The organism is Sphaerotilus sp., assembly GCF_013299175.1.
Taxonomy (GTDB): domain Bacteria; phylum Pseudomonadota; class Gammaproteobacteria; order Burkholderiales; family Burkholderiaceae_C; genus Sphaerotilus.
The window spans coordinates 1-21,784 of the sequence record NZ_JAAFKF010000070.1 but is presented as its reverse complement, the minus strand read 5'-3'; the positions used below and the strand labels follow the sequence as shown (position 1 = coordinate 21,784).

Below are 21,784 nucleotides of genomic sequence, written 5' to 3'. Positions count from 1 at the left end.
ATGGCATGCCGGTGGCGTGCCTGTGTGGCTTCGGCCCGGACGAGCTGATCGGCATCGGTGGCCACGTTCCGGCGATTTCGCCCAAGGTGATCCGCCAGATCGGCATCCGCAGCGTGGACGAGGGCGAGAAACGCTTCGTCCACCAGCAGGATCTGGAGGTGTTCGACATGCGCTACATCGACGAGATGGGCATGCGCCATGCCATGGAGCTGGCGCTGGCCACGCTGGACGCGAACACCCACCTGCACGTGAGCTTCGACGTGGACTTCCTCGACCCGGACATCGCGCCGGGCGTGGGCACGACGGTGCCGGGCGGGCCGACCTACCGCGAGGCGCAGCTCTGCATGGAGATGATCGCCGACACCGGGCGGCTGGCGTCGCTGGATGTGGTGGAGCTGAACCCCGCCTTCGACCAGCGCAACCGCACGGCCGAACTCGCCGTCGATCTGATCGAAAGTCTCTTCGGCAAGAGCACGCTGATGCGCAAGTGAGGGGAGATCGGCGAGTCTGAGGGACCGGCCAAGCCTGCCGTCATCGGGCGGGCAGGTGCTGCGGCGACAATGTGGACATGACTGTTCGGACCTCCACTCCCTTGCCCTCCGATTCCCGAACCGCGTATGCCCTGTCCCTGACACCTTTGCCCGAGCGGGCTCGCTTGCAGGCCGACTGGCTGGCCCTTGAGTCCCGGTCCGAGGCGAGTTTCTTCACCGCGTGGTCCTGGATCGGCGTGTGGCTGGACACCCTGCCGCCCACCGTTCAGCCGCGCCTGCTCCAAGCCCGACGGGGTGGGCAGATCGTCGGGCTGGCGCTGGTCGTCGATGGCCCGCCCCGCCAGCGGTTCGGTCTGCGGTTTTGCAGCACGGCATTTCTGCACGCCACGGGCCGCCCCGAACTCGACATCCTCACCGTCGAACACAACGATTTCCTGCTCGACCGGGACCACGCGCCGGCTGCGCGTGCGGCGATGCTTGGCCACTGGCTGGCGCAGTTGCGTGGCGTGACCGAGGTGACGCTGCCGGGGCTGGCGGGAGGAGGCTGGCCGGCGGACACCGCGCAGACCAGCGGGCGCAAGGTGACGCGCGAGGACTGGGTGCGCCGTTCTTACGCGGTGGATCTGCCGGCGGTGCGCGAGGCGGGGGGCGATTTCCTGAAGCTGCTCAGCGCCAACACCCGCGCGCAGATCCGCCGCAGCATGAAGGAGTACGGCCGCCTCGGCGCGCTGACGCTGGAGGCCGCCACCACCGTGGCGCAGGGGCTGGACTGGCTGGACCGGCTGGCGGCGCTGCACCAGGCGCACTGGGTGGCGCAGGGCGAGCCGGGGGCGTTCAGCAATGCCTTCTTCACCCGCTTCCACCGCACGCTGGTGGAGCGGCACCTGCTGGAGGGCGGCGTGCAGTTGCTGCGCGTGGCCGTGGGCGAGCAGGATCTGGCCTATCTCTACAGCTTCGTGCGCGGTGGGCGGGTGTACTTCTACCAGTCGGGGCTGGAGTACGGCCTGATCGAGAAACACGCGCGCCCCGGTCTGGTGGCGCATGTGCTGGCCGCCCAGCACAACGCCGCGCAAGGGCACCGGGTCTATGACTTCATGGCCGGCGAGTCGCGCTACAAGGTCAACCTGGCCACGCTGGACGAGCAGATGACCTGGACGACGCTGCGCACCCCGGCGTGGCGCTTCGATCTGGAGGCTGCGCTGCGTCGGCGGCGCCAACGGCAGCAAGCACAGCAAGCGGCGGCATTGGCCACGGCAACGGTGGATTCCGCAGCGACACCCGCCGCCGCGGACTGATCACGTTCCCGACAAGGCCCGGCGCTGGCGCTTGGCGGCCAGCGCCCAGCCGGGCGTGAGCAGCTTGAGCAGCACGCGCAGCGTCATCGCATCCACCCGCCCGAAGCGCACGACGCTGCGCAGCAGCAGCTCCGCCGCCTTGCGCTTGTCGTTGTCGATCTCGGCATCGGCGGCATCGGCACAGAAAAAACCGAGATCCGCCCGGAAATGCGGCAAATCGGCCAGGTAGAGCACCTCATCGCGCCGGCAGATCCGCTCGGCCACCCGCAGCGTGTCGGTGCTGGCCCGGATGCGGTGGCGCGGCGAGGACATCTGGGTGGACGACAGGCGGTAGTCCAGCAGCGGGCGTTCCACGAAGGCGATCGATCCCGCACCGGCCACGCGCACCACCCAATCCCAGTCGCACATCGAGCCAGCCTCCAGTTCGAAGCTGCCCACGGTGTCCAGCAGGCGGCGGCGGAACAGGATGGTCGGCGGGTGGACGAAGTTGCCGTGTGCCACGGCACGGTAGGCATCGCCGCGGTGGACCACGGTGGTCGGGCCGGTGCGCTCGGCGGGAGTGTCTGGTGGCAGGCAGCCGTGCAGATCGAGCACGTCCGCCTGCGCGAGCAGCGAGTGGATGCCCTGCGGAGCGCGGCCGATGGTGGCGTAGTAGCGGCTGGCGTAGGCCACGTTGACCCGGCCTTGCTCGTCGAAGGAGTCGAAATCGCTGCAGCACAGCACGACCTCGGGCCAGCGTTGCAGCACCCGCGCTTGCACCGCCAGCCGCTCCGGCCGGCACAGGTCGTCCGCATCCATCAGCGCGATCAGTTCACCGCGGGCCGCGGCCACGCCGGTGCGCCGGGCGCTGGCAAGGCCGCCGTTGGGCTGGCGGATGGCGCGCACCCGATCGCCGTAGGAAGCGAGCAGGTCGGCGGTGTGGTCGGTGGAGCCGTCGTCCACCACGATGATTTCGGTGTTGGTCCAGGTTTGGGCCAAGACGCTGTCCAGGGTCGCACGCAAGGAGTGCTGGGCGTTGTACGCCGGAATGACAACGCTGATCAGACCGGGTGGACTGACAGATACTCCTGACATGGCTTCTGACTCCGGAATGCCCATTCGTGGGGCAGTGTGTTTCTCTTGGTATTCTCGCGGATGATTTCAGAAGTCACACAAAAAGGGAAGTTTTCCCACACGGAATCGGCGCAGAACAAACACTGGGCCGTACCGTATTCAGTTTCATTCAAGGTTGGTGTAGAGCCTGGGGTATTCATTGCCCGCCATGCCCGCCATGTCGGGGATGTCAGATGTGCCGTGCCCAGGGGACCAGCAAAAATGCCAGCCGCTTGAACGCCGGTATCCGGTTGCCGAGATTGCCGAGCATCGCCAGGTCGTACTGGTTCCAGACCTTGAAGACCAGGGTACAGGCCAGATACGTCAGCACGTACAGCACCCCCACCAGTATCTGGTGCAGCGCCGAGGGCGCATCCGTGGCAATCAAGGCGCCCATCGACACGGCCGCGGCGCTCAGGGCGGCGGCCGTCATCCGCGCCCCATCGCCGTAGGGCAGCGGCACCTTGAGCACCATCCGCACACAGCCAAACGCGAACAGGAACACGGCAGCCGTCGAGACCATGTGGGCGTAGATCGCGCCCATCAGGCCGTAGCGGGGCACCAGCCAGAGTGCCGTGAGCACACTCACCACCACCGCGAACACCGACTCCGCCGCCCGCAGCCGCTGGTTGTCGGTGATCGACAGCAGGGCGCTGAAGGCTGCGTGGGACAGCGTGAAACCGCGGATGATGACCATCATCTGCAAGGCGAAGGCGGTAGGGGCGTACTTCTCGCCGTACATGAGCGCGATGACGGGAGTAGCCCAGAAGAAGCCCACGCCCGTGAGCAGCAAGCCCAGGAAATGGAAATACCGGACAGCGTCACCCGCGATCCGGTTGACCCGGTCACGCCCGCCCGCACCGAAGGCGTTGGCCATCATCGGCATGAGCACCGTCGTGAGCCCGGTGGACAGCAGCTCGACGCCACCGCGGGTCAGGGTGGCCGCGATGGTGAAAAACCCCACAGCTTCCGGCCCGGCGAGCTTGTTGAGCAGAAACGTTTCGACCGATTTGTTGCTGAAGGCGAACACCAGGGTGCTCACCATGGTCCAGAACAGGTGCGGTCGCACGCGCTGCAGCAGGCTTTCCTCGCAATCGCGCCCGCCCTTGCGGATGTTGGCGCGGCGCAACTGGAAGGTCGCCATGAGCGGATGCGCCACGGACACCACCAGAAACAGCAGCATGAACCCTTCGAGCGGCACGCCCAGGGCTGCCAGCACGCCCGCGCCGATCAGGTTGACCAGACTGAGCACGCTGACCGAACTGGCCTCCACGCCGAAGCGGCCGTGGCCTTTGGCGACCGAGATGCTGAACAGGTACCAGGCCTTGGCGGCCGAGGCGAGCAGGGCGACGAGCGCAAAGTAGGCGAGATGGCCTTCCCAGCCGGCGGGCTTGAGGATGGGCAGGCCGAGCAGGAACAGCGTGCCGACGGCCACCACCGACCAGCCCTGGCGCTTCTGGAACCAGCGGTGCAGGGCCTGTGCGCCGGTGTGGTCGTTGCGCCCGAGCGACTCGGAGACGAAGCGGATCGCCGAGGTGGTCAGCCCGTTGTTCATGAGCAGCACCAGCACGCCCGACAGCCAGATCAGGTAGGCGTAGCGACCGAAGTCGGCCGGACCCAGCCCGCGTGCCACCAGCATGCTCGCCACGAGCCCCGCGGCGTAGGCGACATAGGTGGATCCGGTCATCAGCAGCGCGGAGCGCAGCATGGCCTTGGCGCCGAACTGCTCGCTCATCGTGTGGTCCCGCATGGCAGGGGCGTCAGGGCCGCTGCGTTAGAAATCCCTGCCATGAATCGGACCCGAGAGTCTCCGTGGACACAGAACAGTAACAAATTGTAGCAACTCAATCCGCCACCTGTCGATGGCGGTGGGTCGCCATCCGCACCATGCGTGCGACGAATTGCGCGGCACTGCGCTCGCGGGGCATGAAACGCGGGAGCTGGAAGGGGTCTGCGTCGTCGGAGGCGACCCCGACGGCGGTCGAAACAGCCGCCTGAAAGCCCGCCTTGCAGACCATGCGGGCATGCGCGGAGGTGTAGTCCAGGTTCGGTTTGCCGTTCGGGTAGGCGAAGCACAGCGGCGGCTTGCCTGTCAGCGTGGTGATCTGGTCGCGGTTGGTCTCGATCTCGTGCTCGGCCGTGGCGGCGTCGATGCGTGCCAGGATCGGGTGGTGGACGGTGTGGCCGCCAATGTCGATGCCTGCGTCGGACATGGCCTTGACCTGGCGGTCGTCCATCATCAGATCGGTCGGCAGGTGCGAACCCGCCCGGCGGCAGAGGTCTTCGCAGAACGCGTCGCGCTCGACGGGATCGAGGTACTTGACTGCACGGGTCAGATCGCTGATCAGGGTGCGGCGCGAGGCCACGTCGCTCACCAGGCGCTTGCCCAGGCCGACCCGCGTGAGGTCGATCTCTCCGGTGTCGAGGCGGCGCACGGTCTCGACCACCGAATCGTTGAACATGCGGCCGCCATTGAGGTAGCCGGTGGCCACGAACACCGTCGCGGGCAACTTGTGCTCCAGCAGCAGGGGCAGCGCGAGGTCGTGGTTGTCGCGGTAGCCGTCATCGAAGGTGATGCAGGCCGCACCCGGTGGCAGACCGCCGTTCTGCAGCAATGCAGCGGCCTCATGCAAGGGCAGCACATTGAACGCACTGGCCAGCGTCTTGAACTGCTCGGCCAGCAGCGCCTGGTGCGGAACATCCGGCTGCAACGGGTCTGGCTCTGCCAGCACCCGGTGGTACATCAGGATCGGCAACAAATTGGTGCCCGATGGGTAGCGCGCCTGCACAAACCAGCGCGCAATCGGGCGGGAAATCCGGATCATTCGAGTTACTCCCACTCGCCGGGTAGAGTCCCCGCGGCATTGCTATTATCGGTAACGTAACTTAATGTTTCCATCGAAGTTGGCCGCAGTCCCGCAAGTCAGGCACCGAATCGCCGAGTCTGGTGGTGTAAATAGAATTTACGCATTCGGGCATCGATTGCAGGCGTTCTGTCGGATATCGGTAGAAAAACAGGGATGGCACACGCCGAACCCGCCGCACACAGGCCCGATTTGAAAATACCGCACGCCTGTGGCGGCCGTATTGTGATGCCTGTTGGCGGTACTGGCATGGGGCGTTGATCGCGACAGGACTGACCCAGGGGGAGGTCTTGGATGGATGCGGGCTGGCTGGTGCGAGCCTGAACCTTCCATGGCCCCCCGTGATCTGGGTCTTGCCATTGTAGACCGCCAGGTTTGTTGCGGCCACGATTCCCAAACTTCCCAAGTGCAATGGAAGTGGCTGGATCCGTGATCAGATTGCTTGAAGTTTTCTTGATTGGCGATTTCTGTCTTGACAAAATGCTGAAATTTCCAAAGAAATCCATGACATTCAGTCGCTGAGCAAGCGGGTCAGAGCGTCAGGGCGTAGGCGGGCGGAGGGCGTCGGTGCTGTCACCCCCCTCGGCGTAGCGTCGCCAGCCGTCCAGCGCACCCTGCATCAGCCGCACCTGCCGTGAAAAGCGGGTACATCCTTGGCACATGCCCAGGTGCAGGCGGACCAGCACCCGCTCGCCCAGGGCCAGCGTGCGGTCCTCGCCTTCGAGCACGAGGCGGGTGGTGTCCTTGCAGGTCAGGCGCAGTCGCATGGGCGTCTTTCGTTCAGAGCCGGGCCGGTGTGCGGGCCTCGGCGAACCAGTGGATCTGCAGGCATTCCCGCAGCCGCAGGCGTGCGCGGTGCAGCAGCACGAACAGGTTGGTCGCGCTGACCCCGGTTTCCTTGCAGATTTCGTCGGTGTCGAGTTCGAGCCATTCGCGCATCAGGAAGACACGGCCCTGCTGGCCGGGCAGGTGTTCCATGCACGCCTCCAGCACCTCGAAGAACTGCCGCTGTCCCAGCGCCGCCGCCGGATGGCCCCAGTCGGCGGGGGTTTCCTGCCAGTGGCCGTCGGCCTTGAACAGCAGATCGTCCAGATCTTCCCGGTCTTCGTCGTCCGAGGTGGTGGAGATCTCGCGCCGGTGTCGGCGGATCTGGTCGATCACCTTGTGCTTGAGGACACCGATCAGCCAGGTCTTGAGCTGCGCGCTGCCCGCGTAGGACTGCGGTTTCTCCAGTGCGGCCAGCAGCGTCTCGGACACTGCGTCCTCGGCCCAGGCGTCGTTGCGCAACTGGTTGCGGGCGTAGCGCAGCAACTGCGGGCGCAGGGCCTGGACCTGGTGGGCGAAGTCGGTCATCCGGGGGCGGCGTGCAGGGCCGAAAAAATTCTGTGGTCGCAGTGTAAGGAATCGGCGCTCCCATGCGACAGAGTCCTGTCTGCTGAACAGCGACACAGTCCACCCGACAGTCCACCCAACGGAGAACCTCCATGAACCAGCGCCTCATCCTCAATTCCGCCCTCGCATCCGTCCTCGCCCTGGGCATCCTCGCCCCTGCTGCGGCGCAGGACAAGGCCAAGGAAAAGTGCTTCGGCATCGCCAAGGCCGGCCAGAACGACTGCGCCAACCTTTCGGGCACCCACTCCTGCGCCGGCCAGAGCAAGGCCGAGATGGGTGCCGACGAATGGAAGTACGTCCCCAAGGGCACCTGCAAGGACATGAAGGGCATGACGGCCGAAGAAGCCAAGATGGGCATGAAGAAGTAAGCGTCGAGCGTCCGCCATGCCTGCCCCGACCCCTGCAGGCATCGGCCTGCGCCAACCCCACGCGGCGCTGCTCCGGCAGCAGCGCCCGCCGCTGGGTTTCCTCGAAGTCCACAGCGAAAACTACTTCGCACCCGGTGGTGCCGCCCGTGCGGTGCTGGCGGAACTGCGCCAGGACCATGCCGTCAGCCTGCATGGCGTCGGCCTGTCGCTGGGCAGCGCCTGCGGGCTGGACGCCTGGCACCTGGACCGGCTGGCCGAATTGGTCACGGCGGTCGAGCCGGTGCGCGTCTCGGACCACGCCAGCTTTGCCCGGGTCGATCCGGGGCGGGGCGGGCCGGTCTGGCACGGCGCGGACCTGCTGCCGATTGCCTTCACCGACGCCGCACTCGCGGTCATGGTGCGCAACGTGCAGCAGGTGCAGGAGCGCCTGCGCCGGCCCATCCTGGTCGAGAACCTGAGCGCCTACCTCGGCTGGGCCGACGACACGCTGGCCGAACCCGAGTTCTTCAACGCACTGGCGCAGCGCAGCGGCTGCAGCGTGTTGCTCGATGTCAACAACCTCGTCGTCAACGCGCTGAACGCGGGCGATGACGAAGCGGCGGCCGTGCGCCGCGCCTGCGCCTGGGTGGACCGGCTCGCCCCCGGACTGGCCGGCGAGATCCACCTGGCGGGCTACACGGAGACTGACACCCTCGCCATCGACGACCATGGCAGCCGCGTCCGCCCCTGCGTCTGGCAGGTCTACGCCCACGCCGTGCGCCGCCACGGACCGGTGCCGACGCTCGTCGAGTGGGACACCGATCTGCCGGCCCTCGGTGTTCTGCTCGACGAGGCCGCCAAGGCAGACGCCGTGCAGCGCGGGGTGTGGCCATGAACCCCGAGGATCTGAACCGCGAGCACATCCGCCAGCGCCTGTTGATGCAGGCCCTGCGCAGCGGCCAGCCCGGCGCACTCACCGGCTGGACCCGCGCCCCGGCCCGCGCCGATCTGGCCCGCGGGCTGGCGGTCTACGCGGCCAATGCCGCCGTCAACGCCGAGCGGGCGCTGGCGGCGCGCTATCCGACCGTGCGGGCCATGCTCGGCGACGAAACCTTCGCGCCCATGGCGCGGGCCTTCTGGCGCCAGTCGCCACCGCGGCAGGGCGATCTGGCGCGGTGGGGCGATGGCCTGCCCGCGTTTCTGGCGGCGGCCGAACAGCTCGCCGAGCTGCCGTATCTGGCCGACGTGGCGCGGCTGGACGCCGCCGTCGCCGCCGCCGAGGGCGCGGCCGATGTCGTGCCGGATCTGGCCACGCTGATGCGCCTGGGCGACACCGATGCGCAGCGGCTGGTGCTGCGGCCATGCGCCGGGCTGGCCCTGGTGGACAGCCTGCACCCGATCGCCACCCTCTGGCGCGCCCACCACGATCCGCAGCAGACCGCACAGCCCGATCCCTATGCCGAGGCCCGCGCTGCACTGGCGCTGCAGCGTGCCGAGACGGCGCTGGTCTGGCGCCAGGACTGGGCCGTGCGCGTGGCACCCGTGGCGGGACCGGCCGCCGAATTCATGCGCCGTGCGCTGGAGCAGTCGCAGCCGCTGGCTGCGGCGCTCGGCGTCCCCGGCTTCGATGTCGAGACCTGGCTCGCGCCAGCGGTGGCCGATGGGCTGCTGGCGCGGGTCGATGTACACCCTGGAGACCTCCCATGCTGACCCTGTCGATGGACACCCTGCGGCGCGGCCATGCCCGCTTCCTCTCCTTGTGCGACGCGCTGCAAGCGCCGGCGCAGCTCGCGGCACGGCTGTTCGTCGCCAAGGTCTTCTTCTTGTCCGGGCTGACCAAGCTGCGCGACTGGGAGACGACCGTGGCCCTGTTCACCGACGAGTACCACGTCCCGCTGCTGCCACCGGACGTGGCGGCGCTGATGGGCACCGGCGGTGAGCTGGTGCTGCCCGTGCTGCTGGTGCTGGGGCTGGGTGGGCGTTTCGCGGCGCTGGGGCTGTCGGTGATGAACGTGGTGGCGGTGCTGAGCGTGCCGGACATGCCGGAGCCGGCTTTCGCGCTGCACGTGTTCTGGGGCAGCCTGCTGGCGGGGCTGGTGCTGTGGGGTCCGGGGCGGTGGTCGGTGGACGCGCGGATCGCGACATAAAACGAAACACGCCGATACCTGCGGGAAAGGACAGCGCCACACGGCGCGGGCACGATGGCGTCCATGTCAACACGCTTTCCCCCAGGAAAACCCACCATGCGTACCTCGATCCAGCGTTCCCTGAAGCGTTCCCTGTTCGGTCTCGTCGGCGTCGGCCTCGTGGTCGGTCTGTCGGCCTGCGGTCACACCCCGTTCGGTGGCGAGGGCCGCGGCGAGGGCCGTGGCGACCGCGGTGAACACCACATGGGCATGGGCCACCACGGCCAGCCCACCGAAGCCGACATGCAGAAGCACCGCGACCGCATGGTCGAGCGCGCCACCACCGAGCTGTCGCTTGACGCCGCGCAGAAGGCCAAGCTCGTCACCCTGATCGACACGGTCCATGCCAAGCGCATGGCGATGGTGGCGGCCAAGGCGGATGCCAAAGGCGACGCGAAGGGCGGCATGAACGGCGGCGGCATGGTGCCCCGCGCCGAGATGCAGGCCCTCCTGAAGGGCGACAAGTTCGACCGCGCGGGCGCCCAGGCCCTCGTGGACCAGAAGGCCAACACCCTGCGCACCTCCGCCCCCGAGGTCATCGCCGCCATGGGCGATTTCTACGACAGCCTCAAGCCCGAGCAGCAGGCCAAGGTCCGCGTGTTCATGGAGCGGGGTCCGATGGGCCGCGGGATGATGGGCGGCCACCGCGACTGAGTTGCCTTGGCGCAGCAGTCGGACCCACGGCGCTAGGATGCGGCCATGCCCCGCCTGCTGCTCCTCGACGACGATGCCCACCTGGCCGCTCCGCTGGCGGCCTACCTGAAACGCTTCGACCTCACGCTGGAGAGCGCACTGCGCCCGAGCGTGGGGTTGGCGCGCTTGCGCGAGGGGGGCTTCGATGCGGTCATCCTCGACGTGATGCTGCCCGAGATGGACGGCTTCGATGTCTGCCGCGAGATCCGGCGCGATCCGGCGCTGGCGGGCCTGCCCATCCTCATGCTGACCGCGCGCGGCGATGTGATGGACCGCGTCATCGGCCTGGAACTCGGGGCCGACGACTACCTGCCCAAGCCCTTCGAGCCGCGCGAACTCGCTGCCCGCCTGCAGACCATCCTGCGCCGCCGGCAGCCACCGGCACCGGCAGCGCAAGCCGCCGACTCCGGGCGCCGGCTGGTGTTCAAGGGCCTGGCGATCGACCTGGACCGCCGCCAGGTGCTGCGCGAAGGCGCCGAGGTCGAGTTGACCGGGACGGAGTTCACGCTGCTGGCGCTGCTGGCCGGCGAGCCGCACAAGGTCTTCACCCGCGACGAGATCCTCTCCCGGCTGCGTGGCCACGAGGCCGATGTCTACACCCGCGCCATCGACATCCTCGTCAGCCGCATCCGCAAGAAGCTGGAGCCGCTGGACTGCATCAAGACGCTGCGCAACGCCGGCTACACCTTCGCCGGGGCGCGCCAGCCATGAACGCCACGCTGCAGGCTTGGCGGCGTTTCGCTGGCGCGCTCGGGGTGCGGCTGGTGCTGCTGTTCCTGGTGCTGGCGCTGGCGCTGACGGTGGTGTTCACGGGCGGGATGCAGCGGGCCATCGGTGGTGGCTGGCGTGCCCTGGTGCGTCCGCTGGTGGCCGATTACGTGGACCGGCTGGCCGACGAGCTGGGTGTGCCACCGGACATCGGTCGCGCCAGGGCACTGGTCGAGCGGCTGCCACTGTCGCTGCGCATCGACGGGCCGCAGGTCCGCTGGGACTCGCACCCGCACCTGCGCGGACAGCGCCGCGGGATGCTGCCGCCGCCCCCCGGATTCCCGATGCCGCCGATGCACCGACTGATGCACCCCGACGACGATGCCCCCGCCGCCGGTGACGCCACCGATCGGGGCTGGCTGCTGCTGACCCGCACCACGGCGGATGGGCACACCCTCGAATTCGGCCTCGGCGACGTGCCCTGGCGCCACCGGCCACGCTCGATCGGCTGGTTCACGCTCGGGCTGCTGCTGGGGCTGACGGCGCTGGCCTACCTGGTGATGCGGCATTGGCTGCGCCCGCTCGGCGAGATCCGCAGCGGGGCGGTGCGCTACGGGCAAGGGCAGTTCGATGCGCCGATTCCGGTGCGCAGCGGCGATGAACTCGGCCGGCTGGCCGGGCAGATCAACACCATGGCGGGCGAGTTGCGCCACATGCTGGATGCCAAGCGGGCCTTGCTGCTGTCGATCAGCCACGAGCTGCGCTCGCCGCTGACACGGGCACGGCTGAACGCCGAGCTGGTGGAGGAGGGGCCATCACGCGACGCGCTGCTGCGCGATCTGGGTGAAATGCGCGAGCTGATCAGCGACCTGCTGGAGAGCGAGCGCCTGGCTGCCGGGCATGCCGCCTTGCAGCGCGAGCCGGTCGATCTGGCGGCGCTGGTCGAGGTGGCGGTGCATGAGCAGGTGCCGGTGGACGTGGCGCTGGAACTCGATCTGGACGCGGACCTCGGGCTGGTCGGGGTCGATCCGGCGCGCTGGCGGCTGCTGGTGCGCAACCTCGTGGGCAACGCGCTGCGCCACGGCCAGCCGCCGTTGCACGTCCGGCTCCACCGCGAGGCCGACACGCTGGTCTTCACGGTGCGCGACCACGGCGCAGGCGTGGCGCCCGAGGCACTGGCGCAGCTCGGCGAAGCGTTCTACCGGCCAGATGCGGCGCGCGGGCGCAGCAGCGGCGGGGTGGGGCTGGGCCTGTACCTGTGCCGGCTGGTGGCGCAGGCGCATGGCGGGCGGTTGCGGGTGCAATCGGCGGCGCCGGGACCGGGGCTGGTGGTGGAGGTGAGGGTGCCAGTGCCGTCTTGACCGGTGCCGGGTCCAAGTCTGTCGGACCGCACTCAAGCGGCTGGTGGCGGGAACGGTTTGGAGCGGTGAAGGGGATGGTCAGTTCAATGGCAGCCAGTCGCTGGCCAGGATTTCCGCACTGGTCCACGGGCACGCGGGCGGGAAGCGGTCGAAGCCGATGCCGGTTTCCTTGGCGGCTTCGGTGCGAGCGTCCAGCCAGGCGTCTTCCCACCATTCCGTGTCGTTCAGACAGTGCTGCAGGCTGGGCGTTTTCTGCAGCCGACGTGCCAGGGCCTTGCGCTGTTCCCGGATGGTGCTGTCCCAACTGCTGCCACGCCGCTCGGGCTGGTGCGCCCACTTGAGCAGGTGGGCCAGCAACACCGCCATCCGATTCGCCAGTGCCCGCTGTTCGCTCTTGCCCACGTCTTCAATCTCCTCGGCGATGTGTTCCAGATCGACCTGATCGAAGCGGCCGGCGCGGATCAACCGGGCCTGTTCGGCGGCCCAGGCCACGATGTCGGTGTCGTAGTTGGCGTGCATCGTTGCAGCATAAATCAAGTGCCCGGTGATACGCTCCCCGCCATGAACGACCCCACCCAGACGCCCCCCCTGACCTCGGCCGAACTCGACCAGCTCGATGCCTTCCTCGCCAGCCTGCCCGCCGGGGCGATGAACGTGGAGATGCTGGACGGCTTCTTCTGCGCCTTGCATTGCACGCCCGATCTGGTCGGGCCGGCCGTGTGGCTGCCGCTGGTCTGGGGCGAAACGGCGGACGCCGAAGCCTCGTTCGACGATGAGGGCCAGGCCCGCGCCATCGTCGGGCTGGTGACGCGCCACTGGAGCGCCGTGGCCGAGGAGCTGGTCAAGGCCGATGCATCGGATGCCCCCCGTGTCCCGCGCCTCACCGCCGATGCCCAAGGCCACGTCACCGGCAACGCCTGGGCGACCGGCTTCGTCCGTGGCATGCGGGTCTCGCCCGATGGCTGGCAGGAGGTGCTGGGCGACGCGCAGGGCGGCGAGGTGCTGGTGCCCATGATGCTGCTGCACCACGAGCACGATCCCGACGAGGCGATGCGCCCGCCGCCTTTCGACGACGCGGTGCGCAGCGAGGTGATCGAGGCGATGGTGATGGGCGCGGCGCAGCTTTACCGCCACTTCGCCCCTGCCCGCCGTGCTGCCTCGCGCGCCGATCGTCAGGCGCTGACGTTCCGCCGCGCAGGGGCCAAGCCTGGGCGCAACGACCCGTGTGCGTGCGGCAGCGGCAAGAAATTCAAGGCGTGCTGCGGGCGCAGTTGAACCTGAACCTCAACGAGCGCAGCGCAGCGATCAAAGGTGCATCCAGGCGGCCACCCCCAGCAACACCCCGCCCCCCGCGACGACGTACATCCCGACCTTGAGCCACGACTGTTTGGTCAGCAGTGAAATGGCCGCCAGCGCGATCGAGATCTGCAGCACGGTGGTGGCCTGTGCCCAGCGGTGGTGGATGTGCAGTTGCTCGTCCGACTGGTGGTCCCAGTCCGAGGATTCCTTTTCCAGCGCCTCGGCCTTGACCTTGATGTCTTCCTTCTCGGTCTTGTAACGCAGGGCTTCCTTGGTGAAGTTGTCCTTGACCTCGCCGACTGTCAGTTGCAGCCCGAGTTCGGCCAGGTTCTGCTTGCTGCTCTTGGACTGGTAGAAATTCCACTGGTTGCTGGCCTCGGTCTTCTTGATCGCGGCGTTGTTCTTGTACAGCCCGGCGTTGGACTGCGTGGCGCCACCCATGTAGGAAAACAGCGCGCCGACGGTGGCGATCACGGCGGTGGCGACGGCGATCGAATTGGTCGAGGCGTCACCGCCGTGGTGGGCGGCGTGCTCCAGTTCGTGGTCGTGGGGGCCGTGGACGTGAAAATTGTTGCCGGACATGGGGGTTCGTCTCCAGTCAATGGGTCAGTGGGGGATGTTGGTTCGGGTGGCGATCAGCGTCTCCAGACACTGCTCCCGTATCCCGTAGAACGCCTTGATCTCGCGGATCTGCGCCCGCACGGTGTCGGCGTGGCCGTCTGGTGTCTCGGTGCGCCGTACGGCCAGGATCATCTTGTTCTTGTTGGTGTGCTCCAGCGAGACGAACTCGAACACCTGCGTGTCGTAGCCGGCCGCGTCCAGCAGCAGCGCGCGCAGGCTGTCGGTGACCATCTCGGCTTCCTGGCCCAGGTGGACGCCGTGTTGCAGCATCGGGCGCAGCAGCGGCGGGGTCTTCATCTGCGGGCGCACCTGCTTGTGGCAGCAGGGCGAGCACATGATGATCGACGCCCCGGCGCGCAGCCCGAAGTCGATGGCGTAATCGGTGGCGATGTCGCAGGCGTGCAGCGCGACCATCACGTCCAGCCCGACCGGCGTGTAGTGGCGCACATCGCCCGCGTCGAAGCGCAGGCCGTCCATGCCGTGGCGCGCCGCCGCGTCGTTGCACAGCGCGACCAGCTCCTCGCGCAGCTCCACGCCCGTGACCTGCGGGACGCGCCCTTGTGCGCGCAGCCAGTCGTGCATCGCGAAGGTCAGGTAGCCCTTGCCACAGCCGAAATCGAACACGCCGATCGGTCGATCCATCGGAGCGTTCGCCAAGGGGGACGCAGCCACCGCGCTGGCGAACACCTCGGTGAACTTGTTGATCTGGCGCCACTTGCGTGACATGGCCGGGATGAGCTGGTGCTGCGCGGTGGTGACACCCAGATCGGTCCAGAACGGTCGGTCCAGCGACAGCAGGCGGTGCTTCTCGCGGTTGTGCGCGGGGGCGCCATCCTCGTCGTCGGATGCATCGTCCGCTGCGCCAGCTTCCACGGACGTGGCCTTGCCCACCCGCAGCAGGCTCTTGTCACGCCCGCCTTTTTCCTTGACCGTGAGCTGGACCTCCTGGGTGCGCGTGTGCAGGTGGGCGTTCTGGAAGGCCGGGCCGATCAGGCGGTCGATCACCTGCAGTGCCTCGGCGGTCGGGTGGTTCTTGGTGATGTCCTTGGTGGTGTGGCGGTAGACGAGTTGCAGGCTGGCCTCGCCGCGCAGCATCACGGGGCGCACCAGCAGCCGCTCCAGCCCCGCCTCGCCGCCGCGGTACTTGCCCAGCGCCAGTCGCACGAACTGGCGGCTGGCCAGCGCCGTGTCCAGCAGTTGCAGGAACCGGGCGCGCGCGGTCGGTGGATCGGTGGGGGAGATCAGGGTCGAGAACATCTGGCGATTGTCCCGCATCGCCCCCGACAATCGTGGCATGCCCAGTGCCTTCAACTTTGCCGCGTCCCCCTTCGACGCCCTCCAGGCCGAAGAGCGCCAGATGGTGCGGCGCAGCGTGGACATCGAGTACTTCCGCGCCGGTGCCGTCATCCTGGCCCCAGGGACCGCGCCCACCCACCTGTTCGTGCTCATCAAGGGCCATGTCCAGCAGTGGGACGGCGACGAGCAGCAGGCCGTGTTCGGCCCGGACGACTGCTTCGACGGCCGCGGGCTGGTGGCCGGCCGGACCAGCAGCCGCTTTGTCGCCAGCGAGGAGGTGGTGCTGTACCGGCTGGCCCGGCAGACCGTGCTGGCCTTGATCGCCAGCAACGCCACCTTCGGCGCGCTGCTGTTCGCCGATCTGTCGAACAAGCTCGGCGCGCTGGCCGGGCGGCGCAGCCAGCACGAACTCCAGTCGCTGACCATGGCGCGGGTCGATCAGGCGTACCTGCGTCCGGTGCATTTTGTGGACGCTGACGATGATGTGGCATCGGTGGCCCGTGTCTTCCACGAACAGCGCACGACCAATGTCCTGGTGCGCGACACGGCCACCACGCCGCCGCGGCTGGGCATCTTCACCGTGACCAGCCTGCCCAAGGCGATCCTGAGCGGCGTGCCGCTGGACCGCTTGCCGGTGCGCGGTCTGGCGAATTTCAAGCTGGTGACGATCCGCCCGTGTACGCCGCTGTTCGACGCGCTGGCGCTGATGATCCGCCACCGCATCCACCGGCTGGTGGTGGCCGAGGGTGCGCAGATCATCGGCTTTCTGCAGCAGCTCGACCTGCTGAGCTACCTCTCCAACCACTCCTACCTCATCACGCTGCAGATCCTGGAGGCGAACGACATCGCCACGTTGAAGACCGCCGCCGAACAGATCACGCGCCTGATCGGCGTGCTGGAACACAGCGGCACCAAGGTCGGCATGATCGCCCGGCTGGTGCAGGAGCTGAACGCGGCGCTGTTCGAGCGCGCCTGGCAACTCATCGCCCCCGCGGACCTCGTCGCCAACAGTTGCCTGTTCGTCATGGGCAGCGAGGGCCGCGGCGAGCAGTTGCTCAAGACGGACCAGGACAACGGGCTGGTCCTGCGCGATGGCCACGAATGCCTGCACGATCTCGACGCGGTCTGCGGCCGCTTTTCGGCGGCGCTGGCCGAGTTCGGGTATCCGCCATGCCCCGGCCGCACCATGGTCAGCAACCCGGACTGGCGCCACAGCGAGGACGACTTCGCCCGCACCGTGCGCGAATGGCTCTTCGCCCCGACCCCGGACCACCTGGTGTCGCTGGCGATCTTCCTCGACGCGCACCGCGTGGCGGGGGACGCGGCGCTGCTGGCGGGCGTGCGCGAACAGGTCTGGCGCTACGCCACCGACAACGCCGGGACGCTCGGGCGCTTTGCGGGCGCCATCGACGCGTTCCCGACCGACAGCGGTGACAGCGGTTGGTGGAACCGCCTCCTGCACCTGGGCGCGGGTGTCGGCATGGGCATGGGCGATGCAGGCAAGGAGCCGCTCGACCTGAAGAAGGCCGGCATCTTCCCGCTGGTCCACGGGGTGCGCAGCCTCGCGCTCGAACACCGGATCGCCGCCACCAGCACGGTGGACCGCATCGAGGCGCTGCTGGCCGGGGGGCACCTGCCGGCCGATTTCGGGACCGATCTGGTGGACAGCCTGCATTTCTTCATGGGGCTGAAGCTGCGCGCCGGGCTGCGGGCGCTGGAACAGGGTCTGCCCGCCGGCTCGGGCATCGCGCTGGACCAGCTCGGCAGCCTGGACCGCGATCTGCTCAAGGACACGCTGGCGGTGGTCAAACGCTTCAAGGCGCACCTGCGGCAGCACTTTCATCTGGACGTGCTGTGAGTCCAGGCGGACAGGCGGGGATATTCGGCCCGTGGGTGGCGCTCCGGCGCGCGTGGATGCTGTGGCATCTGGCGGACCCGCGGCTGCGGTTCCTGTACGACGCGCCGCCCCCCGATGAATGGGTCTCGCTGGATTGCGAAACCACCGGGCTGGATACCCGCCGCGACGAGATCATTGCCATCGGCGCCGTGCGGATCGTTGGCGACCGGGTGATGACGAGCGAGGCACTGTCGTTGCTGGTGCGGCCCCGCAAGCGCGTCGGCGCCGACAGCATCCGCATCCACCGCCTGCGCGAGCAGGATGTCGCGCAAGGGCTGGAACCGGAAGAGGCCCTGCGCCAGTTGCTGCACTTCATCGGCAGCCGGCCGCTGGTGGGGTATTTCCTGGAGTTCGATGTGGCAATGCTCAACCGGGTGCTGTTCCCGATGCTGGGCGTGCGCCTGCCGCAGCCGCAGATCGAGGTGTCGGCGTTGTTCCATGACCACAAGTTGCGCAAGCTCCGCGGCCCCGCACGCGAGCAGCCCCTGGATCTGCGCTTCGACACGGTGATGGCCGAGCTGGATCTGCCGCGGCGCGAGGCGCATGACGCGCTCAATGACGCGGTCATGGCGGCGCTGGCGTTCATCAAGCTGCGGCATTTGGCGTAGGAAATGAAAAAACCCGGCATGCGAGCCGGGTTTCGTGGGTTCCCGCTTGCGCGGGAATGGCGTTGCGACAGATCAGTGACCCGAAGCGCCGTCGGCACCCAGACCGGTTTCCGAGCGGATCTGCTGGGCTTCGAACGCGGCACGTTCCGAGGTCGCTTGCGCGCTGCGGTCCATGAGCGACACCAGCCAGATGGTCACGAAGGCGATGGCCATCGAGAACAGTGCCGGGGAGGTGTACGGGAACCAGGCCGATCCCTTCGGGTTGCCGAGCGTGGCTTCCCACACCGACGGCGACACGACGGTCAGTGCGACCGACGAGAACAGGCCCAGGAAACCACCGGTCACGGCACCCTTGGTGGTGCAATCCTTCCACAGCACGCTCATGAAGAGCACGGGGAAGTTGGCCGAGGCCGCGATCGCGAAGGCCAGCGACACCATGAAGGCGATGTTCTGCTTCTCGAACACGATGCCCAGCGTCACGGCCAGCACACCCAGGCAGAGCGTCGTGATGCGCGACACCTTCAGCTCCGCGGCGCTGTCAGCCTTGCCCTTCTTGATCAGCGTGGCGTAGATGTCGTGGGACACCGCCGACGCGCCGGACAAGGTCAGACCCGCCACCACGGCCAGAATCGTCGCGAAGGCCACGGCCGAGATGAAGCCGTAGAACACGTTGCCGCCGACCGCCTTGGCCACCAGCACCGCCGCCATGTTGGCCGTGCCCGCACCACCATTGATGACGCCCTTGGCGACATTGGCGTACTCGGGGTTGGTCAGCACCAGCGTGATCGCACCGAAGCCGATGATGAAGATCAGCACGTAGAAGTAGCCGATCCAGGTCGTCGCCCAGAACACCGACTTGCGGGCTTCCTTCGCGTCAGGGACGGTGAAGAAGCGCATGAGGATGTGCGGGAGGCCGGCGGTACCGAACATCAGCGCCATGCCGAAGCTGATCGCGGAGATCGGATCCTTGATGAAACTGCCCGGAGCCATCAGCGCTTGGCCGATCTTTTCGGGGTTCATCGCGTTGGCCTTGGCCATCGCAGCCGAAGCAGCCGAGGCTGCTTCTGGCGTCATGGCGGCAGCCGCAGACGCTGCCGCACCGGCGATGGCCGCTGCCTTGGCGTTCACGGCGATGGCGGCCTTGACGGCGACACCCTTGGCGAACAGGGCTTCCGGGCTGAAGCCGAACTGCGCCAGCACCATGATGGCCATGAAGGTCACGCCCGACAGCAGCAGGCAGGCCTTGATGATCTGCACCCAGGTGGTGGCCGTCATGCCGCCGAACAGCACGTAGACCATCATCAGGCCGCCGACGATCACGACCGCCATCCAGTATTCGAGACCGAACAGCAGCTTGATGAGCTGACCGGCGCCGACCATCTGGGCGATCAGGTAGAAGGCGACCACGACCAGCGTGCCCGACGCGGCGAACGCGCGGATCGGGCCTTGCTTGAAGCGGTAGCCGGCCACGTCGGCGAAGGTGAACTTGCCGAGGTTGCGCAGGCGCTCTGCCATCAGGAAGGTGATGACGGGCCAGCCGACCAGGAAGCCGATCGAGTAGATCAGGCCGTCGTAGCCGTTGGCCATCACGGCTGCGGAAATGCCCAGGAACGAGGCGGCCGACATGTAGTCGCCCGCGATCGCCAGGCCATTCTGGAAGCCGGTGATGCCGCCACCGCCGGTGTAGAAGTCAGCAGCCGACTTCGTCTTGCTGGCAGCCCACTTGGTGATGTAGAGCGTACCGGCCACGAAGACCGCGAACATGCCGATGGCTGTCCAGTTGGTCTCCTGTTTGGCGATCTGGCCCATGTCGGCACCAGCCGCCAGCGCGACACCCGCGCCCAGCAGACCGGCGAGGGCCATCAGGGTTTTGAACATGCGGCTCACTTCGAGACCTCCTGGAGAATTTCGCGGGTCAGGCGATCGAACTCGTCGTTCGCGCGGCGCACGTAGATGCCGGTGATGATGACCGTGAAGACGATGACGCCGAAGCCGATGGGCACGCCGACTGTCGTCACGCCCTCGCCCATGCGCTGGCCGAGGAATTCCTTGTTGAACGCGATCAGCGCGATGTAGCCGTAATACACGACCATCATCAACAGCGTCAGCATCCAGCCGAAGCCGCTGCGCTTTTGTTTTAATTCCGCATACTTGGGGTTTGCCCTGATGCGGGAGATCACGGGATCTGCCATGTATTTCTCCTATTCAATTCGGGTGAATCAGATAATTCGAAAATGGAGTCTAGGAGTGGAATCTGACCTAATACTGACCGAGAGTTTGTGGTGGCTCCGGTGTGGCAGGGATTGAGGGTTGTTTCCTTGCGCGCATCTCTGCGCGCAATCGCTCGCTCAAGCAAATACCTTTGAATGCTGACTTTTCGCTGACTTTCCCATGGCGTGACAGCGGCGACTGGTGTGCTTCGTCCGGCGTGATGGATTCACGAAAGTGCCCCTGTGTGCCCCTGGACCGGAGGTGATCACCCCCTCGCTGCAGGGGGTCTTTTCGCTTATAAATTGCGTGCGTTGCCGATTCAGTTCTGGTTCAGTTTTGTGGTGGTTTTGTGGCAGTTTCATGGCCATTGCGAGGCAGTTTTGTTTTCGTGCTGCGGAAATAAGGCCAGGGAATCGACTAATCGGTTAATCGGCTGATGAAAAATATCTCATACAAACAAGCGAAAAGGTTCCCTCCATGAGCATCAAACCGACGGCTGTGGCCGTGCTGCCCCTGTTGACCACCGCGTCCATCGTGGTGTCAGGCACCTCGGCAGCAGAAACCCTGACCGGCACGGCCGGCGCGGACGAGATATTCGGCTACGGACAAAATGACCTGATCAACGCGGGCGACGGCAACGACACGCTGTGGGGCGGCGCCGGCAATGACACCTTGAATGGCGGCGCGGGCGATGACCTGCTCATCGGCGAGTCCGGCAATGACCTGCTCGACGGGGGCGCCGGCAGCGACACCTACCGCGTCAGCGGCAACGCCTCGGCCGGTTTCCAGGACTGGGACACCTACAAGGACAGCGGCACCACGGGCATCGACCGACTCGTGGTGACCGGCGGCACGACCGCGGTGGACATTGGCATCAAGGGCTGGAGCGCGACCGGCATCGAGCAGATCGACGCGACCGGCACGACCGGCGTGGTGAGGCTGCTCGACACGGGCGACGCGAACCTGATCGACCTGCGCACGACGACGCTGATCGGCAGCAACCTCGTCATCGATGGCAACTACGGCGACGACACCATCTACGGCAGCGCCGGTGCGGACACCATCGTTGCGAGCTACGGCAACGACTCCGTCGATGGCGGCGAGGGCGGCGACACCTACCGCATCAGCGGCAACGAGGCCGGCGGCTGGGGCGTCTTCCAGAATTTCGACACCTACAAGGACACCGGCACGACCGGACTCGACCGCATCGTGGTGACCGGCGGCACGACCGCGGTGGACATCGGCACCAAGGGCTGGAGCGGCACCGGCATCGAGCAGATCGATGCCACGGGCACGACCGGCGTGGTGAGGCTGCTGGACACGGGCGACGCGAACCTGATCGACCTGCGCACGACGACGGTGCTGGGCAGCAACCTCGTCATCGACGCCAGCTACGGCAACGACACCGTCTACGGCACGGCGG

The 21,784-nt window shown here is 67.3% G+C and carries 23 protein-coding genes; 13 read left to right on the top strand and 10 right to left on the bottom strand.

The window, feature by feature from the left end; translation table 11 throughout:
• Together QZW52_RS12800 and QZW52_RS12795 are read left to right on the top strand one after the other, a co-directional pair.
• Positions 1 to 491: arginase family protein (locus tag QZW52_RS12800; protein WP_293999405.1), on the top strand; the 491-nt coding region annotated here is incomplete at its 5' end.
• 77 nt (positions 492 to 568) lie between these two features.
• On the top strand, positions 569 to 1,786 hold the full coding sequence (locus QZW52_RS12795) for a GNAT family N-acetyltransferase (RefSeq protein ID WP_293999402.1): 1,218 nt from the start codon (positions 569 to 571) through the stop codon (positions 1,784 to 1,786).
• Here QZW52_RS12795 and QZW52_RS12790 read toward each other — a convergent pair whose 3' ends face one another.
• The 5 genes from QZW52_RS12790 to QZW52_RS12770 all read right to left on the bottom strand — a co-directional run bounded on the left by QZW52_RS12790 (position 1,787) and on the right by QZW52_RS12770 (position 7,095).
• On the bottom strand, positions 1,787 to 2,860 hold the full coding sequence (locus QZW52_RS12790) for a glycosyltransferase family 2 protein (RefSeq protein WP_293999399.1): 1,074 nt from the start codon (positions 2,858 to 2,860) through the stop codon (positions 1,787 to 1,789).
• A gap of 208 nt (positions 2,861 to 3,068) precedes the next feature.
• Entirely contained in the window at positions 3,069 to 4,628 is a 1,560-nt protein-coding gene (locus tag QZW52_RS12785; protein WP_293999397.1) for a lipopolysaccharide biosynthesis protein, read from the bottom strand.
• Positions 4,629 to 4,722: 94 nt separating this feature from the next.
• Complete coding sequence (locus QZW52_RS12780; RefSeq protein WP_293999394.1) at positions 4,723 to 5,703, bottom strand: polysaccharide deacetylase family protein; 981 nt, start codon at positions 5,701 to 5,703, stop codon at positions 4,723 to 4,725.
• Positions 5,704 to 6,281: 578 nt separating this feature from the next.
• Positions 6,282 to 6,509, bottom strand: a complete 228-nt coding sequence (locus QZW52_RS12775) for an anti-sigma factor family protein (RefSeq protein ID WP_293999391.1) — start codon at positions 6,507 to 6,509, stop codon at positions 6,282 to 6,284.
• A gap of 13 nt (positions 6,510 to 6,522) precedes the next feature.
• Positions 6,523 to 7,095: a sigma-70 family RNA polymerase sigma factor gene (locus tag QZW52_RS12770; RefSeq protein ID WP_293999388.1), complete on the bottom strand. Its 573-nt coding sequence runs from the start codon at positions 7,093 to 7,095 to the stop codon at positions 6,523 to 6,525.
• Positions 7,096 to 7,226: 131 nt separating this feature from the next.
• Here QZW52_RS12770 and QZW52_RS12765 point away from each other — a divergent pair, with 131 nt between their 5' ends.
• The 7 genes from QZW52_RS12765 (at position 7,227) to QZW52_RS12735 (ending at position 12,429) form a co-directional block, all read left to right on the top strand.
• Positions 7,227 to 7,502, top strand: a complete 276-nt coding sequence (locus QZW52_RS12765; RefSeq protein ID WP_293999385.1) for a BufA1 family periplasmic bufferin-type metallophore — start codon at positions 7,227 to 7,229, stop codon at positions 7,500 to 7,502.
• Positions 7,503 to 7,518: 16 nt separating this feature from the next.
• On the top strand, positions 7,519 to 8,376 hold the full coding sequence (locus tag QZW52_RS12760) for an MbnB/TglH/ChrH family RiPP precursor modification enzyme (RefSeq protein ID WP_293999382.1): 858 nt from the start codon (positions 7,519 to 7,521) through the stop codon (positions 8,374 to 8,376).
• Positions 8,373 to 9,191, top strand: a complete 819-nt coding sequence (locus QZW52_RS12755; protein WP_293999380.1) for an HvfC/BufC N-terminal domain-containing protein — start codon at positions 8,373 to 8,375, stop codon at positions 9,189 to 9,191. Before QZW52_RS12760 ends, QZW52_RS12755 begins: the two co-directional genes overlap by 4 nt.
• Positions 9,185 to 9,628 carry a DoxX family protein gene (locus QZW52_RS12750; protein WP_293999377.1) on the top strand — a complete coding sequence of 148 codons (444 nt, stop codon included), beginning with the start codon at positions 9,185 to 9,187 and terminating at the stop codon, positions 9,626 to 9,628. Before QZW52_RS12755 ends, QZW52_RS12750 begins: the two co-directional genes overlap by 7 nt.
• Before the next feature lie 96 nt (positions 9,629 to 9,724).
• Positions 9,725 to 10,321: a Spy/CpxP family protein refolding chaperone gene (locus QZW52_RS12745; RefSeq protein WP_293999374.1), complete on the top strand. Its 597-nt coding sequence runs from the start codon at positions 9,725 to 9,727 to the stop codon at positions 10,319 to 10,321.
• 45 nt (positions 10,322 to 10,366) lie between these two features.
• Entirely contained in the window at positions 10,367 to 11,071 is a 705-nt protein-coding gene (locus QZW52_RS12740; RefSeq protein ID WP_293999372.1) for a response regulator transcription factor, read from the top strand.
• Positions 11,068 to 12,429, top strand: a complete 1,362-nt coding sequence (locus QZW52_RS12735) for a sensor histidine kinase (RefSeq protein WP_293999369.1) — start codon at positions 11,068 to 11,070, stop codon at positions 12,427 to 12,429. Before QZW52_RS12740 ends, QZW52_RS12735 begins: the two co-directional genes overlap by 4 nt.
• Positions 12,430 to 12,507: 78 nt before the next feature.
• On the opposite strand, the gene QZW52_RS12730 is transcribed toward QZW52_RS12735, so the two are convergent.
• Positions 12,508 to 12,948: a DUF29 domain-containing protein gene (locus tag QZW52_RS12730; protein WP_293999366.1), complete on the bottom strand. Its 441-nt coding sequence runs from the start codon at positions 12,946 to 12,948 to the stop codon at positions 12,508 to 12,510.
• Positions 12,949 to 12,990: 42 nt separating this feature from the next.
• Here QZW52_RS12730 and QZW52_RS12725 point away from each other — a divergent pair, with 42 nt between their 5' ends.
• Positions 12,991 to 13,704: a UPF0149 family protein gene (locus QZW52_RS12725; protein ID WP_293999364.1), complete on the top strand. Its 714-nt coding sequence runs from the start codon at positions 12,991 to 12,993 to the stop codon at positions 13,702 to 13,704.
• Between the two features lie 30 nt (positions 13,705 to 13,734).
• Here the strand turns inward: QZW52_RS12725 and QZW52_RS12720 are convergent, their stop codons facing one another.
• Both QZW52_RS12720 and QZW52_RS12715 read right to left on the bottom strand, forming a co-directional pair.
• Positions 13,735 to 14,310, bottom strand: coding sequence for a DUF4337 domain-containing protein (locus QZW52_RS12720; protein ID WP_293999361.1), 576 nt, complete (start codon positions 14,308 to 14,310; stop codon positions 13,735 to 13,737).
• Positions 14,311 to 14,334: 24 nt separating this feature from the next.
• Positions 14,335 to 15,606 carry a class I SAM-dependent methyltransferase gene (locus QZW52_RS12715; RefSeq protein WP_293999359.1) on the bottom strand — a complete coding sequence of 424 codons (1,272 nt, stop codon included), beginning with the start codon at positions 15,604 to 15,606 and terminating at the stop codon, positions 14,335 to 14,337.
• Between the two features lie 37 nt (positions 15,607 to 15,643).
• On the opposite strand from QZW52_RS12715, the gene QZW52_RS12710 reads away from it, so the two are divergent.
• Positions 15,644 to 17,503, top strand: a complete 1,860-nt coding sequence (locus QZW52_RS12710; protein WP_293999357.1) for a DUF294 nucleotidyltransferase-like domain-containing protein — start codon at positions 15,644 to 15,646, stop codon at positions 17,501 to 17,503.
• On the top strand, positions 17,500 to 18,150 hold the full coding sequence (locus QZW52_RS12705; protein ID WP_434738333.1) for a 3'-5' exonuclease: 651 nt from the start codon (positions 17,500 to 17,502) through the stop codon (positions 18,148 to 18,150). Before QZW52_RS12710 ends, QZW52_RS12705 begins: the two co-directional genes overlap by 4 nt.
• A 72-nt stretch (positions 18,151 to 18,222) precedes the next feature.
• On the opposite strand, the gene QZW52_RS12700 is transcribed toward QZW52_RS12705, so the two are convergent.
• Together QZW52_RS12700 and QZW52_RS12695 are read right to left on the bottom strand one after the other, a co-directional pair.
• Positions 18,223 to 20,028 (bottom strand): cation acetate symporter, encoded by a 1,806-nt coding sequence (locus QZW52_RS12700; RefSeq protein ID WP_293999354.1) that lies wholly within the window; start codon positions 20,026 to 20,028, stop codon positions 18,223 to 18,225.
• 5 nt (positions 20,029 to 20,033) lie between these two features.
• Positions 20,034 to 20,342 carry a DUF485 domain-containing protein gene (locus QZW52_RS12695; protein ID WP_293999351.1) on the bottom strand — a complete coding sequence of 103 codons (309 nt, stop codon included), beginning with the start codon at positions 20,340 to 20,342 and terminating at the stop codon, positions 20,034 to 20,036.
• Between the two features lie 496 nt (positions 20,343 to 20,838).
• Here QZW52_RS12695 and QZW52_RS12690 point away from each other — a divergent pair.
• On the top strand, positions 20,839 to 21,784 hold a 946-nt coding region (locus QZW52_RS12690), incomplete at its 3' end, for a calcium-binding protein (protein ID WP_293999348.1).

Bases quoted from the DNA above. Each gene is read 5' to 3' on its own strand.
- QZW52_RS12795 (WP_293999402.1), top strand. From the start codon at position 569: ATGACTGTTCGGACCTCCACTCCCTTGCCCTCCGATTCCCGAACCGCG.
- QZW52_RS12790 (WP_293999399.1), bottom strand. From the start codon at position 2,860: ATGTCAGGAGTATCTGTCAGTCCACCCGGTCTGATCAGCGTTGTCATT.
- QZW52_RS12785 (WP_293999397.1), bottom strand. From the start codon at position 4,628: ATGCGGGACCACACGATGAGCGAGCAGTTCGGCGCCAAGGCCATGCTG.
- QZW52_RS12780 (WP_293999394.1), bottom strand. From the start codon at position 5,703: ATGATCCGGATTTCCCGCCCGATTGCGCGCTGGTTTGTGCAGGCGCGC.
- QZW52_RS12775 (WP_293999391.1), bottom strand. From the start codon at position 6,509: ATGCGACTGCGCCTGACCTGCAAGGACACCACCCGCCTCGTGCTCGAA.
- QZW52_RS12770 (WP_293999388.1), bottom strand. From the start codon at position 7,095: ATGACCGACTTCGCCCACCAGGTCCAGGCCCTGCGCCCGCAGTTGCTG.
- QZW52_RS12765 (WP_293999385.1), top strand. From the start codon at position 7,227: ATGAACCAGCGCCTCATCCTCAATTCCGCCCTCGCATCCGTCCTCGCC.
- QZW52_RS12760 (WP_293999382.1), top strand. From the start codon at position 7,519: ATGCCTGCCCCGACCCCTGCAGGCATCGGCCTGCGCCAACCCCACGCG.
- QZW52_RS12755 (WP_293999380.1), top strand. From the start codon at position 8,373: ATGAACCCCGAGGATCTGAACCGCGAGCACATCCGCCAGCGCCTGTTG.
- QZW52_RS12750 (WP_293999377.1), top strand. From the start codon at position 9,185: ATGCTGACCCTGTCGATGGACACCCTGCGGCGCGGCCATGCCCGCTTC.
- QZW52_RS12745 (WP_293999374.1), top strand. From the start codon at position 9,725: ATGCGTACCTCGATCCAGCGTTCCCTGAAGCGTTCCCTGTTCGGTCTC.
- QZW52_RS12740 (WP_293999372.1), top strand. From the start codon at position 10,367: ATGCCCCGCCTGCTGCTCCTCGACGACGATGCCCACCTGGCCGCTCCG.
- QZW52_RS12735 (WP_293999369.1), top strand. From the start codon at position 11,068: ATGAACGCCACGCTGCAGGCTTGGCGGCGTTTCGCTGGCGCGCTCGGG.
- QZW52_RS12730 (WP_293999366.1), bottom strand. From the start codon at position 12,948: ATGCACGCCAACTACGACACCGACATCGTGGCCTGGGCCGCCGAACAG.
- QZW52_RS12725 (WP_293999364.1), top strand. From the start codon at position 12,991: ATGAACGACCCCACCCAGACGCCCCCCCTGACCTCGGCCGAACTCGAC.
- QZW52_RS12720 (WP_293999361.1), bottom strand. From the start codon at position 14,310: ATGTCCGGCAACAATTTTCACGTCCACGGCCCCCACGACCACGAACTG.
- QZW52_RS12715 (WP_293999359.1), bottom strand. From the start codon at position 15,606: ATGTTCTCGACCCTGATCTCCCCCACCGATCCACCGACCGCGCGCGCC.
- QZW52_RS12710 (WP_293999357.1), top strand. From the start codon at position 15,644: ATGCCCAGTGCCTTCAACTTTGCCGCGTCCCCCTTCGACGCCCTCCAG.
- QZW52_RS12700 (WP_293999354.1), bottom strand. From the start codon at position 20,028: ATGTTCAAAACCCTGATGGCCCTCGCCGGTCTGCTGGGCGCGGGTGTC.
- QZW52_RS12695 (WP_293999351.1), bottom strand. From the start codon at position 20,342: ATGGCAGATCCCGTGATCTCCCGCATCAGGGCAAACCCCAAGTATGCG.